The following is a 13,445-nucleotide window of genomic DNA, read 5'->3' as shown; positions in this document are numbered from 1 at the left end:
GTCTGACGTATCGCCAAAGGATCGTCGCTCACCGGCCTCAGCCGGCCAGACACGACGGGCCGAGCAGCGCCTTGAGGTCGGCCATCAGCGACGAGGTCGGGGTGACCCGGAACCGGTCGCCGATTCGCATCACGGTCGTCTTCTGCCGGGCCTGCAACCGCAACTGCACCTCGGTCATCCCCGGGTGAGACTGCAGCACGTCGCGGAGTTGCTCGACCAGCGGCGGCGTACAGCGGTTGACCGGCATGGTGATCACCACCGGTCCGCTCGGGCCCTCGGTCAGGTCGGGCACGGTGACGTCGGAACCACTCAGCTCGACCCGGTCGTCGCGGCGGCGCAACCGGCCCTTCATCAAGATGATCGCGTCGTTGGTGAGCAGGTGCGCGGCCAACTGGTAGGCCGAGGAGAACATCATCACCTCGATCGAACCCTCGAGGTCCTCGATGGTGACGATGGCGTAGATGTCACCGCGCTTGTTCACCTTGCGCTGGACCGCGGTGACCAGGCCGCCGATCGTCACCTGGGTGCCGTCCGGCCGGTCCTCGTCCGCGAGCAACTGGCCGATCGTGCAGTCGGTGCCGTTGGTGAGCACGTGCTCGACGCCGAACAGCGGGTGGTCGGAGACGTACAGACCGAGCATGTCGCGCTCGTGCGCGAGCTTGGTCGCCTTGTCCCACTCCTCGATCTCGGGCACCGTCACGGTGAGCCGGGAGTTGCCCTCCCCCTCGTCGCTGTCGTCGCCCATGCTGAACAGGTCGAACTGCCCGTGCGCCTCGTTCCGCTTGAGGTCGATCGCCTCGTCCACCGCCTGCTCGTGCACCGCGACGACCGCGCGCCGGGCGTGCCCCATCGAGTCGAACGAGCCGGCCTTGGCGAGCGACTCGATGACGCGCTTGTTGCAGACCGGCAGCGGCACCTTGTCGATGAAGTCGACGAAGTCGGTGAACCGGCCCTCGGACTCGCGCGCGGCGACGATCTCGGCCACCACGTTGACGCCGACGTTGCGGATCCCCGACAGGCCGAAGCGGACATCGGTACCGACCGGGGTGAAGTTCGAGTCGGACTCGTTCACGTCCGGCGGCAGCACCTTGATGCCCATCCGGCGGCACTCGTTCAGGTAGATGGCCATCTTGTCCTTGTCGTCCTTCACGGACGTCAGAACAGCGGCCATGTACTCCGCCGGGTAGTTCGCCTTCAGGTACGCGGTCCAGTACGAGACCAGCCCGTACGCCGCCGAGTGCGCCTTGTTGAACGCGTAGTCGGAGAACGGGACCAGGACGTCCCACAACGCCTTGATCGACTGGTCGGAGAAGCCGTTCGCCTTCATCCCCTCGGAGAAGCCGACGTACTCCGCGTCCAGCACCTCGCGCTTCTTCTTGCCCATCGCCCGGCGGAGCAGATCCGCCTTGCCGAGCGTGTAGCCCGCGAGTTGCTGCGCGATCGCCATGACCTGCTCCTGGTAGACGATCAGGCCGTACGTCGTTCCGAGGATCGGCTCCAGCGCGACCGCGAGCTCGTCGTGCGGGTAGCTGATCTCCTGCTGCTTGTTCTTGCGCAGCGCGTAGTTGGTGTGGCTGTTCGCGCCCATCGGCCCGGGCCGGTAGAGCGCGCCGACGGCCGAGATGTCCTCGAAGTTGTCCGGCTTCATCAGCCGCAGCAGCGCCCGCATCGGGCCGCCGTCGAACTGGAAGACACCGAGCGTGTCACCGCGGCCCAGCAGCTCGAAGGTCGGGCCGTCGTCGAGGCTTCGGCCCAGCGCGTCCAGGTCCAGCGTGATGCCGCGGCTGGCCTCGACGTTCTTGACCGCGTCGTCCATGATCGTCAGGTTCCGCAGGCCCAGGAAGTCCATCTTGACCAGGCCGAGCGTCTCGCAGCTCGGGTAGTCGAACTGGGTGATGACCTGGCCGTCCTGGTCGCGGCGCATGATCGGGATCAGCTCGATCAGCGGCTCGCTGGACATGATCACGCCGGCCGCGTGCACGCCCCACTGGCGCTTCAGGTTCTCCAGCCCGCGCGCGGTGTCGACGATCTTGCGGACGTCCTGGTCGGACTCGTACAGCTGGCGGAACTCGCCGGCCTCGGAGTACCGCTTGTGGTTCGGGTCGAAGATGCCGGACAGCGGCACGTCCTTGCCCATCACCGCGGGCGGCATCGCCTTGGTGATCCGGTCGCCCATCGCGAACGGGTAGTCGAGCACCCGGCCGGCGTCCTTGATCGCCTGCTTGGCCTTGATCGTGCCGTAGGTGACGATCATCGCGACCCGGTCGTCGCCGTACTTCTCGGTGACGTAGCGGATCACCTCGGGGCGGCGGCGGTCGTCGAAGTCGATGTCGAAGTCGGGCATCGACATACGTTCCGGGTTCAGGAACCGCTCGAAGATCAGGCCGTGCTGGAGCGGGTCGAGGTCGGTGATCCGCATCGCGTACGCGCACATCGAACCGGCACCGGAACCACGGCCCGGGCCGACCCGGATGCCGTGCTCCTTGGCCCAGTTGATGAAGTCGGCGACGACCAGGAAGTAGCCGGCGTACCCCTTCGAGGTGATGACCTCGATCTCGTACTCCGCCTGCTTGCGGACGTGGTCCGGGACACCGGCCGGGTAGCGCTTGTGCAGGCCGGTCTCGACCTCGGCGATGAACCAGGACTCCTCGTTGTGCCCCTCCGGGCAAGGGAAGCGCGGCATGAACCGGCCCTCCCCCTCGGTGAAGCTGACGTCGCACTGCTCGGCGATCAGCAGCGTGTTGTCGCAGGCCTCCGGGTAGTCCTTCCAGACCTCGCGCATCTCGGCGGCGGTCTTCACGTAGAACTCGTTCGCGTCGAACTTGAACCGGTTCGGGTCCGACAGCGTCGAGCCCGACTGCACGCACAGCAGCGCCGCGTGGGCGACCGAGTCCTCGGGCTTGGTGTAGTGCAGATCGTTCGTGGCGACCAGCGGCAGGCCGAGCTCCTTGGCCAGCTTCAGCAGGTCGCCCTGGATGTTGCGCTCGATGCCGAGCCCGTGGTCCATCAGCTCGCAGTAGTAGTTCTCCGCGCCGAAGATGTCGCGGAACTCGGCGGCCGCCTCGACGGCCTCCTTGTACTGCCCGAGCCGGAGCCGGGTCTGCACCTCGCCCGACGGGCAGCCGGTGGTCGCGATCAGGCCCTTGCCGTAGGTCTGCAGCAGCTCGCGGTCCATCCGGGGCTTGAAGTAGTACCCCTCGAGGCTGGCCAGCGACGACATCTTGAACAGGTTGTGCATGCCGCTGGTGTTCTTCGCGAGCAGCGTCATGTGGGTGTAGGCACCGCTGCCCGAGACGTCGTCGCGGCCGCTGTTCGCGTCGCCCCACTTGACCCGCTTCCGCTCACTGCGGTGGGTGTGCGGCGTCAGGTACGCCTCGACGCCGATGATCGGCTTGACGTCGTACTTCTTCGCCGTCTTCCAGAACTCGTAGGCCCCGAACACGTAGCCGTGGTCGGTGGTCGCGATCGCCGGCATGCCCATTTCCTGGGCGGTCTTGAACAACTCGTCGATCCGCGCGGCGCCATCCAGCATCGAGTACTCGGTGTGCACATGTAGATGCACGAAACTGTCGCTGGACGCCATGTCTTCGCAGACCTCCCAGAGGCGTGTGTGAGCGGGACTGGGACAGCCTATGCGGGCCTTCTGACACTTTTGCGGTGCCCCTCCGAGCAGCCCGTCCGGCGCCCGCGAAATCGCCCGATATCCGGTCGCGGCTCTCCGCTCAACCACAGCTGCGAGCTTGCTCGCGACCCCGGCCCGGCACACTGGGTGCGTGGTCAGGGTCGGGTTAGTCGCAGCTGCCGTGGTGCTGCTGGTCCTCGCCCTCGTCTGGGGATTCCAGCGCCGCCTCATCTACCTGCCCGACACGACCGCCGTCGCGCCGGCGGCGACAGTACTGCCCGGCGCGCGCGACGTGGTACTCGAGACAGACGACGGCGTACAGCTCGGCGCCTGGCTGGTCCCGCCCGCCAATCCCGACCGCGGCATCGCAGTACTGGTCGCCAACGGAAACGCGGGCAACCGAGCAGATCGAGCACCGTTGGCGCGAGCTCTGGCTGCCGAGGGGCTGACCGTCCTGCTGTTCGACTACCGCGGCTATGGCGGCAATGAAGGTAGTCCGAGCGAGCGCGGCCTCGCCCACGACGTCCGCGCGGCCCAGCGATTTCTCACCCATGAAGCCAACCGCATCCTGTACTACGGCGAAAGCCTCGGCGCCGCGGTGGTCACCGAACTCGCCACCGAGACACCCCCAGACGGACTGGTACTGCGCTCGCCGTTCGTCGACCTCGCCTCAGTCGGCCGGGAGCACTACCCATTTCTTCCCGTCAGCCTGTTACTCCGCGACGACTTCCCGCTGGCCGAGCAACTCGCTCGCGTGAAGGCCCCAGTCGTGGTGGTGCTCGGCGCCAACGACTCCGTCGTCCCGCCGGAGCAGAGTCGATCGGTGGCAGCAGCAACTCCCACGCTGAAGAACCTGGTCGAGATACCGGGCGCCAACCACAACGACTCCGCACTCGTGCACGGCTCCGCGCTCATAAAGGCCATCGTCGAACTCGCCGATCAAGCCGCCAGATGAGCTAGTCGAGGACAGCGGTGGCCTCGACCTCGACGAGCAGATCCGGCTCCCCCAGCGCGGCGACACCAAGCAGGGTGATCGGCTTGACCGGATCGACGCCGAGCTTGGCGGCCGCGCGAGCGACGCCTTCGCCCAGCAGCGGCATCTTGTCGAGGTGCCAGTCGACGACATAGACCGTCAGCTTGGCCACATCGTCGAACGACCCACCGATCTCCGTCAGCGCGTTCCCGATGTTGAGATACGCCTGCTCGACCTGCGCCGCGAGGTCGTCCTCGCCGACCGGCCGGCCTTCACTGTCCCGGGCCACCTGCCCGGCCAGGAAGACCAGCCGGGATCCAGTCGCGATGGACAACTGCCGGTAGACCTCGGGCTTCGGCAGGCAGTCGGGGTTGATCAGCGTCACGCTCATGACTCGCTCCTCAGTTGTCGGAACCCAAACCATAACAGCGTTATGTATAGTAAGACCATGGTCAGGCGCAAAGATCCGGCCGTTCGATCGCTGCTGATCGAGCGGGCCGCACAGATGCTCCGCGCGCGGCAGCCGATCACGCTGCGCTCACTGGTGGACGGGACGGGGGTGTCGACGATGGCCGTCTACACCTACTTCGACGGCATCGACGGCCTGTGGAAGGCCGTTCGCCAGGAGGGCTTCACCCGGCTCGCGGTGGTCCTCGCCGACGTCGTCCCGTCGACCGACCCGGTCCGCGATCTGGCCGCCCTCGGGTCGGCGTACGTGGCGAATGCCGAGGCCAATCCCGATCTCTACCGGGTGATGTTCGACGCCGAGGCCGACCTGGAGGACCTCGCCGCCGCGGACGCCTCGCTCCATCGACTGGTCGAGGCGGTCGCGCGCGCGAAGGCCGCCGGCCGATTCTCCGACGACACCGATCCCCTCGAGCTCGCCACCCAGACCTGGACCATCGGCCACGGCCTCGCGTCGTTGACGGTCACCGGCCCGCTGCCTCGCGAGGCGCTGGCCTACGCCGTACCGATGCTCACGGCGCTGTTCGTCCAGGCCGGCGACGAGCCTGCTCGCTGCCGCCGCTCGGTCGGCCTGGGCTGGAGCTAGACGAGTTCGCGCGTGTCGCCGTCGACAACCAGAGCCTGGCCGTCGCTCATGGGTAGATGGCGCACGCCGGTGCTCTGATAGAAGGCGAGCACCTTCTCCACCAGTTCCGCCTCCGGGTGACCCGGGGAGTTCAGATGAGGAACGATCGCCTCGTCGAGCACGCCGAGACCGTCCCAGCTCAGCTCGCCCTCGACCTCGGTGATGTCGTCGCAGAGTTCGAGACCACGCAGGCTCGGGGCCAGGACGCAGGCGCCCGCGCTGTAGCCGGCGTACACGAAGGACTCCGAACGGATGAGCTCAGCCAGGAACTGGTCGGCGCCACTCGCGGCCAGGGCAGAGCGCAGTACGAAGGCGTTGCCGCCACGCACCCACAGACCGTCGTACTGCGCCAGTCGCGCGCGCAGGTCCTGGCCGAAGCGAGCGCCGCGCTCGGAGTACGAGCGGAGGTCGAGTTCCTCGGGGCGAAGGCCGAGGGCGGTCAGCCACTCGATCTCGGCCACCACCGCCTGCCGGCGTACGGCGGGATCCACGGCGTCGACCGCGTTGCAGATCACCGCGACCCGGCCCGCCTCCGGCAGCAGGGCGACCAGCCGCTCGGGGTGGTCACCCAGCCGGAAGGAGGACAGGTAGAGCTTCACTGGGCGTCGGCGAGCTGATCCAGAGCGTGGTCGAGGTCGGCCGGGTACTCCGAGGTGTACTCGACGTACTCCCCCGAGCCGGGGTGAGCGAAGCCCAGGCGCATGGCGTGCAGCCACTGACGGGAGAGTTGAAGGCGCTCGGCCAGGACCGGGTCGGCGCCGTACGTCAGGTCGCCGCAGCACGGATGTCCGATCGCGGCCATGTGGACGCGGATCTGGTGGGTCCGGCCGGTCTCCAGCGTGATCTCGAGCAGGGTGGCGAAGCGGAACGCCTCGAGCGTCTCGTAGTGCGTGACGCTCGGCTTGCCGCCGGCCACCACACCGAACTTGTAGTCGTGGTGCGGGTGCCGGTCGATCGGCGCGTCCACGGTCCCGGTGAACGGGTCGGGATGACCCTGCACCAGCGCGTGGTAGATCTTCGTCACCGTGCGCTCCTTGAAGGCGCGCTTGAGCACGGTGTAGCTGTACTCCGTCTTCGCGACCACCATCAGGCCCGACGTACCGACGTCGAGGCGGTGCACGATGCCCTTGCGCTCGGCGGCGCCGCTGGTGGAGATGTTGAAGCCGGCTCCGGCGAGGTGGCCGATCACGGTCGGGCCGGTCCAGCCCGGCGACGGGTGCGCGGCCACGCCGACCGGCTTGTCGACGACCACGATCTCGTCGTCGTCGTGCACGATCCGCAGGTTGTCGACCGTCTGCGGGACGACGGTGATCTCACCCGGCGGCGGGGGCAGTTCGACGTCGAGCATCACGCCGGCCGAGACCCGGGCCGACTTGAGCGCCGGTGAGCCGTCGACCTGGACCAGGCCGGACTCGATCATCTCGGCGGCCTTCGTCCGGGAGACCCCGAACAGGCGGGACAGGGCGGCGTCGAGCCGCTCACCGGCGAGGCCGTCGGGGACCATCACCGTGCGCGAATCGCCGCTCACTTCTTGCCCACGTCCTTCGTGCCGTCGAGTTTGATGCCGCGCAGGGTCTGGATCACCAGCAGGATCGCGGCCGAGGTGACGGCCATGTCGGCGACGTTGAAGATCGCCCAGTGCGGCGTCTGCAGGAAGTCGACCACGTGCCCGTGGAACGGCGACGGCTCGCGGAAGATCCGGTCGGTGATGTTGCCGACCGCGCCGCCGAACAGGAAGCCGAACGCGACCGCCCAGCCGACCGAGCCGAGCTTGCGCGACAGCCAGACGACGCCGATGGCGACGATGATCTGGATCGCGCTGATCACCGGAGTGAAGTCCGACCCGAGGCTGAACGCGGCACCCGGGTTGCGGATCAGGTTGAACTTGAGCAGCGACCCGATCACGTTCACCGGCTCCCCCGGCGTGAGGTGCTGCAACGCGAGCACCTTGGTCAGCTGATCCAGCCCCAGCACGACCAGCCCAACCACTCCGAACACCACCATCAACCGCCCCGACCGCCCAGCGGTCGAAGCAGGAGTTTTGGAGCCGTCGGCAGGGCTGCTCTCGGACGCAGCTTCAGCAGCGGCCTCAGTGGGGGCGGATGAGGGAGAACCGGCCGACTCGAGGTCGGCCGGTTCTGGCTGGGAGTCCCGTGGGGGCTGGGACGGTCCTGGGTCGCTCAGCGGCGTTCTTCGCGTTCTTTGCATGACACGCACAGTGTCGCACGCGGGAACGCCTGCAACCGACCCTTGCCGATCGCCTTGCCGCAGCTCTCGCAGACGCCGTAGGTGCCGTCGTCGATCCGGGACAGCGCCCGCTCGATCTGGTCCAGCATGTCCCGGGCGTTGTTCGCCAGCGACATCTCGTGGTCCCGCTCGAGGGTGGTGGAACCGACGTCGGCCTGGTCGTTGCCGGCGCCGTCGCCGCCGTCGCGGAGCAGTCCGACGATCTCCTGCTCGGCGTCGCGGATCTCTTCCTTCAGGTGGGCCGCGTCGGCGACCAGTTCACCGCGCAGTTCTTCCATCTCGGTGGCGGACCAGGGGCTCTCGCCGGCCTTGACGGTCAGGTTCTCGGCCTTCTTGGCGGGCGACTTGGCCGGCGCCGTCGCCGGGGTGCGGTTCTCGTTCGTCTTCATGGCCACCCTCTTCGTCGGAGTCTTCTTGGCAGGGGCCTTCTTCGATGAAGGCTGTTTGGCCGGCGTCTTCTTGGCCGGCTCGGCGGATTTCGCGGCGCTTTTCTCGGCCGCGGTCGGACGTTTGGGGGCGGACTTCTTCGGAGCCGATGTAGCCATGGTCGACTACCCCCTGCCTTCGTCGGAGACTGAAGCGGACTGGTCGCAAGACAGTAGGACACGTAAAGGCAACGTGCCAGCCCGACGCGCAGACCGTGGACATACGGTAGTCGGTTCTTCAAGGCCGCTCGATGTTTCGCGCGTCACAGCCACATCTCGGACGCCGATCAGGCAAGCAGTTGCTTCAGTCTCGGCTCGATCTCAGCCTCATTCCCCACCACCTCGAGCAGTTTGTCGCGGCTGGTAGCACCGCGTACCAGCGTCACCGCGGACCGCTTCACCCCCAGCGCCTGCGCGACCGCCCGCAGAACAGCCTTCGTGGCCTGTCCCTCCACCGCGCGAGCCGCCACCGAGACGACCAGGGCCACGCCCGCCGGACCGTCGTACCGGCCGCCGACCGCGGTCCGGGAAGCACCCGGTTTCACCCGCACGAGAATTCTCATGGAGGAATTCTCGCTTGACCACTGATTAACGATTCGTAGTCGGGTGGTGCGGAGTCGTATGCTTGGGCAGCAAACCGCAAGGCTGGGATGGGGCTATCACCCCGGAGCCGCCGGAAGAACGGTCCGTGAGGACTCACTAGAACCGGCAGCGGGGCAAATGAAGTGGGTGATCAGGTTCAGGTCACCAAGGAGGGTGGTACCGCGGGAACCCGGTGACGGCGCCGGCGCCTCGTCCCTTCGTCAAGCGACAGGCTCGACGAAGGACGAAAGACATGGCGAACAACCCCAACACCCCCTGGCGGCAGATCCCGGCTCAGGTCGATCTGCCCGCGATCGAGCGGGACGTGCTCGCGCACTGGGACGAGCAGGACACCTTCGCCAAGAGCCTCGAGCAGACGGCCGGCGGTACTCCGTGGACGTTCTACGAGGGCCCGCCGACGGCGAACGGCATGCCCGGCACCCACCACATCGAGGCCCGCGTCTTCAAGGACGTCTTCCCGCGCTACCGGACGATGAAGGGCTTCTCGGTCGAGCGCAAGGCCGGCTGGGACTGCCACGGCCTGCCGGTCGAGGTCGCGGTGGAGAAGGAACTCGGCTTCAACGGCAAGAAGGACATCGAGGCGTTCGGCATCGCCGAGTTCAACGCGAAGTGCCGCGAGTCGGTACTGCGCCACGTCGACGCCTTCGCCGACCTGACCACCCGGATGGGCTACTGGGTGGACATGGAACACCCGTACCGGACGATGGACCCGGAGTACGTCCAGTCCGTCTGGTGGTCGCTGAAGCAGATCCACGACAAGGGCCTGCTGGTCGAGGACTACCGGATCACGCCGTACTGCCCGCGCTGTGGGACCGGCCTGTCGGACCACGAGCTCGCGCAGGGCTACGAGACAGTCATCGACCCGTCGGTCTACGTGCGCTTCCCGCTGACCTCCGGCCCGCTGGCCGGCAAGGCGTCGCTGCTGGTCTGGACCACGACCCCGTGGACGCTCGTGTCGAACACAGCGGTCGCAGTACATCCTGAGGTCGACTACGTCGTCGCTACCGACGGCAACGAGTCCCTGGTCGTGGCCGAGCCGCTGCTGAGCGCGCTGGGCGAGGGCTGGACCGTCACCGACCGGTACGTCGGCCGCGACATGGAGCGGTGGAACTACCAGCGGCCGTTCGAGCTGGTGGAGTTCCCCGAGCCGGCGCACTACGTCGTACTGGCCGAGTACGTCACCACCGAGGACGGCACGGGTCTGGTGCACCAGTCCCCCGCGTTCGGCGCCGACGACCTCATCGTCTGCCGGGCGTACGGACTGCCAGTGGTCAACCCGGTCGAGGCCGACGGAACCTTCCAGGCCGACGTACCGCTGGTCGGCGGGCAGTTCTTCAAGAAGGCCGACGAGGACCTGGTCAACGACCTCGCCGGACGTGGCGTCCTGTTCAGGCACGTGCCGTACGAGCACCCCTACCCGCACTGCTGGCGCTGCCACACCCCGGTCATGTACTACGCCCTGCCGTCCTGGTACATCCGCACCACCCAGGTGAAGGACGCCCTGCTGCGGGAGAACGAGAAGACCAACTGGTTCCCCGACTCGGTCAAGTGGGGCCGGTACGGCGACTGGCTGCGCAACAACATCGACTGGGCTGTCTCCCGCTCCCGCTACTGGGGTACTCCGCTGCCGATCTGGCGCTGCGAGGAGGACCACCAGGTCTGCGTCGGGTCCCTCGCCGAACTGGGCGAACTGGCCGGCCGCGACGTCAGCGCGACGGATCCGCACCGCCCGTTCGTCGACGACATCACCTTCGCCTGCCCGACCTGTGGCGAGGAGTCCCGCCGGGTCGCCGAGGTGATCGACGCCTGGTACGACTCGGGCTCGATGCCGTTCGCGCAGTGGGGCTACCCGTGGGTCGAGGGGTCGGAGGAGAAGTTCGCCAAGGCCTACCCGGCCGACTTCATCTCCGAGGCGATCGACCAGACCCGCGGCTGGTTCTACACGCTGATGGCGATCGGCACGCTGGTGTTCGACGAGTCGTCGTACCGCAACGTCGTGTGCCTCGGGCACATCATGGCCGAGGACGGCCGGAAGATGTCCAAGCACCTGGGCAACATCCTCGAGCCGATCCCGCTGATGAACGACCACAGCGCGGACGCGGTGCGCTGGTTCATGGCCTGCTCCGGCTCGCCGTGGAAGGCACGCGGCATCGGGCCGAACGTGCTGAACGAGATCATCCGCAAGGTGCTGCTGACCTACTGGAACACGGTCTCGTTCCACTCGCTCTACGCTCGCCTCGCCGACTGGTCCCCGACTGACGAGGCGCCGCCGGTCGCGGAGCGCTCCGTGCTGGACCGCTGGCTGGTCAGCGAGACGCACCGGCTGGTCCGCGACACCGACGAGGCCTACGCCGCGTACGACACGCAGAAGCTCGGCGCGGTCATCGGTCAGTTCATCGACGTGCTGTCGAACTGGTACGTGCGGCGTTCGCGTCGCCGGTTCTGGGCGGGTGACGCCGGCGCGCTGGCCACCCTGCACGAGACCCTCGACGTGCTCACCCGGTTGATGGCGCCGCTCACCCCGTTCGTCACCGAGCGGGTCTGGCAGGACGTGTTCCGCCCGGTCACCCCCGGGCTGGCCGAGTCGGTCCACCTGGCCGCGTTCCCGGAGTACGACGCCGCGTTGATCGACGACCGGCTGGCCACGCACGTGTCGATGGCCCGCCGGGTCGTCGAACTCGGCCGGTCGGCGCGCGCCGAGGCCAAGGTCCGGACCCGGCAGCCGCTGGGCCGGGCGCTGGTCGGCTCCGCCGCGATCGCCGATCTGGACGACGAACTGCTGAAGGAGATCTCCGAAGAGCTGAACGTGGGCTCGGTGGAACCGCTCTCCTCGGCCGGCGCGGACCTGGTCGAGTACTCGGCGAAGGGCAACTTCCGCGTGCTCGGCAAGCGGTTCGCGAAGCAGACGCCGGTGGTCGCGGCCGCGATCGCCGCCGCCGACGCCGCCGAACTGGCCGCCTCGCTGAAGGCCTCCGGTACGGCGACCGTGGTGGTCGACGGCGAGAACGTCGAGGTTGGCCCCGACGAGGTGCTGCTGTCCGAGCGCCCGCGGGAAGGCTGGTCGGTCGTCAACGAGCAGGGCGAGACAGTGGCACTCGACCTCGAGGTGACGCCGGAGCTCAAGCAGGCCGGGCTCGCTCGCGAGGTGGTACGGACTTTGCAGGAGGCCAGGAAGAACGCCGGCCTGGAGGTGTCGGACCGGATCACCGTCTGGCTGACGTCGACCGACGCCGAACTGTCCGATGCCCTCGGCAAGCACGCCGACGAGATCGCCCGCGAGGTCCTGGCGACCGACCTCACCCTGTCGGCGCCCCCGGCAAGCACTACGACGGTCACCGGTTCGGACGAAGAACTCGGCCTGAGCTACTGGCTCACCAAGGCCTGAGAGTTCCAGCGCGGCGGAGCATCCCGCCGCGCTCGCAGACCGGGACCAGGAGAGCTGGTCGGTCGGCAGCATCGTGCACCGCAGCGGGGACTGTGCCGGCGCCCTCGGCGGACGAGGGGGCCCGTGGTCCTGGCCGAATGTCCGGCAGCCTAGGTGGGGACCCTGTGTCACGAGGGAGCGACAGTCAGTCAGATTTGTCCGGACATGACGAAGAGGCGGTGCTGCCGGATTAGCACCGCCTCTGTCAGAGGCCAGACAAACTCAGAACGTCAGGTGGTTCTTTACACGCCGTGGCCGTGAGCCTGGGCGCGGGCCTCCGGGCGGAAGCCGTTGCGCGGGCTCAGCGTGTCATCGCCGTTGCCGAGTGCCTTCAGCTGCTCGGTGAAGTACGTCTTCAGCCGGCTGCGGTACTCGCGCTCGTAAGCGTGCAGGTCGTCGATGGTGCGCTCGAGCTGACCCTTCTGCTTCTCCAGCGTGCCCAGCATCTGGGCGCGGCGCTCGGCGATCTCGCCGTCCAGCTTCTCGGCGCGGGCACGGGCCTCGCCGGTCATCCGGTCGGCCTTGCCACGAGCCTCGTTCTCCAGTCGCTCGGCCTTGGCGCGGGCCTCGCCGATGATCTTGTCGGCGGTGTCCTTCGCCTCCTGGACCAGGTCGTCGGAGTGCTTGGTGGCCATCTCCAGCAGCCGCACGGCGGAGCTGGACGCGTCGCCGACGGTTCCTGCTGCCGCAGCAGCCCCCGCGGCCGCTACCGCAGGAGCGACGACTGGCGGTGGCTTCTCTTCGGGCTTCTCCACGACAACTGGAGCCGGCTTGGGCTGCTGCACGACAGGCGGCAGGGCGGCGGTCTGGTCGACCACCGGGCGGTCCTGCCCACTCCCGGCGCGCTGAGCGGCGGCAAGCTTCGCCCGCAGCTCCTCGTTCTCGGCGAGAAGTCGCTCGAGCTCGGCCTCGACCTCGTCAAGGAAGGAGTCGACCTCAGTGACGTCGTAGCCCTCCCGCAATCGGACGGGCGTGAACTGCTTCGAGCGGACGTCATCCGGCGTCAGCGGCATCTTTCACCTCGTTTGTCTGTGTCTTGGCTGAGTCCCCGCAGGCGTTGA

At 67.9% G+C, this 13,445-nt stretch carries 11 protein-coding genes; 3 read left to right on the top strand and 8 right to left on the bottom strand.

Features of this window, described 5'->3' with window-relative positions; genetic code table 11:
- Positions 1 to 37: 37 nt before the first annotated feature.
- Entirely contained in the window at positions 38 to 3,583 is a 3,546-nt protein-coding gene (dnaE, locus tag ABD255_RS37240) for a DNA polymerase III subunit alpha (RefSeq protein WP_344221508.1), read from the bottom strand.
- A 190-nt stretch (positions 3,584 to 3,773) separates the two neighbouring features.
- On the opposite strand from dnaE, the gene ABD255_RS37235 reads away from it, so the two are divergent.
- Complete coding sequence (locus tag ABD255_RS37235; RefSeq protein WP_344221507.1) at positions 3,774 to 4,577, top strand: alpha/beta hydrolase; 804 nt, start codon at positions 3,774 to 3,776, stop codon at positions 4,575 to 4,577.
- Position 4,578: 1 nt separating this feature from the next.
- On the opposite strand, the gene ABD255_RS37230 is transcribed toward ABD255_RS37235, so the two are convergent.
- Positions 4,579 to 4,986, bottom strand: coding sequence for a RidA family protein (locus tag ABD255_RS37230; RefSeq protein WP_344221506.1), 408 nt, complete (start codon positions 4,984 to 4,986; stop codon positions 4,579 to 4,581).
- 57 nt (positions 4,987 to 5,043) lie between these two features.
- Here ABD255_RS37230 and ABD255_RS37225 point away from each other — a divergent pair, with 57 nt between their 5' ends.
- Positions 5,044 to 5,646 carry a TetR/AcrR family transcriptional regulator gene (locus ABD255_RS37225; RefSeq protein ID WP_344221505.1) on the top strand — a complete coding sequence of 201 codons (603 nt, stop codon included), beginning with the start codon at positions 5,044 to 5,046 and terminating at the stop codon, positions 5,644 to 5,646.
- Here the strand turns inward: ABD255_RS37225 and ABD255_RS37220 are convergent.
- The 5 genes from ABD255_RS37220 to ABD255_RS37200 all read right to left on the bottom strand — a co-directional run bounded on the left by ABD255_RS37220 (position 5,643) and on the right by ABD255_RS37200 (position 8,920).
- The gene (locus tag ABD255_RS37220; RefSeq protein WP_344221504.1) at positions 5,643 to 6,284 is read right to left on the bottom strand and encodes a Type 1 glutamine amidotransferase-like domain-containing protein; all 642 of its coding nucleotides are present in this window, start codon (positions 6,282 to 6,284) and stop codon (positions 5,643 to 5,645) included. The genes ABD255_RS37225 and ABD255_RS37220 overlap by 4 nt on opposite strands.
- Positions 6,281 to 7,189: an RluA family pseudouridine synthase gene (locus tag ABD255_RS37215; protein WP_344221615.1), complete on the bottom strand. Its 909-nt coding sequence runs from the start codon at positions 7,187 to 7,189 to the stop codon at positions 6,281 to 6,283. The genes ABD255_RS37220 and ABD255_RS37215 overlap by 4 nt, the downstream gene beginning before the upstream one ends.
- Positions 7,190 to 7,209: 20 nt before the next feature.
- Complete coding sequence (gene lspA, locus ABD255_RS37210) at positions 7,210 to 7,689, bottom strand: signal peptidase II (RefSeq protein WP_344221503.1); 480 nt, start codon at positions 7,687 to 7,689, stop codon at positions 7,210 to 7,212.
- A 176-nt stretch (positions 7,690 to 7,865) separates the two neighbouring features.
- Positions 7,866 to 8,477, bottom strand: a complete 612-nt coding sequence (locus ABD255_RS37205) for a TraR/DksA family transcriptional regulator (protein WP_344221502.1) — start codon at positions 8,475 to 8,477, stop codon at positions 7,866 to 7,868.
- Positions 8,478 to 8,644: 167 nt separating this feature from the next.
- Positions 8,645 to 8,920, bottom strand: a complete 276-nt coding sequence (locus ABD255_RS37200; protein ID WP_344221501.1) for a DUF167 domain-containing protein — start codon at positions 8,918 to 8,920, stop codon at positions 8,645 to 8,647.
- A 272-nt stretch (positions 8,921 to 9,192) separates the two neighbouring features.
- Here ABD255_RS37200 and ileS point away from each other — a divergent pair, with 272 nt between their 5' ends.
- Positions 9,193 to 12,345, top strand: coding sequence for an isoleucine--tRNA ligase (gene ileS / locus ABD255_RS37195; RefSeq protein WP_344221500.1), 3,153 nt, complete (start codon positions 9,193 to 9,195; stop codon positions 12,343 to 12,345).
- A gap of 281 nt (positions 12,346 to 12,626) precedes the next feature.
- On the opposite strand, the gene ABD255_RS37190 is transcribed toward ileS, so the two are convergent.
- Positions 12,627 to 13,397 (bottom strand): DivIVA domain-containing protein, encoded by a 771-nt coding sequence (locus ABD255_RS37190; RefSeq protein WP_020387363.1) that lies wholly within the window; start codon positions 13,395 to 13,397, stop codon positions 12,627 to 12,629.
- Positions 13,398 to 13,445: the final 48 nt, after the last annotated feature.

Source organism: Kribbella sancticallisti, assembly GCF_039530625.1.
GTDB classification, from domain to species: domain Bacteria; phylum Actinomycetota; class Actinomycetes; order Propionibacteriales; family Kribbellaceae; genus Kribbella; species Kribbella sancticallisti.
The sequence above is the reverse complement of the archived record's forward strand: the minus strand, read 5'-3'. Positions and strand labels throughout refer to the sequence as shown.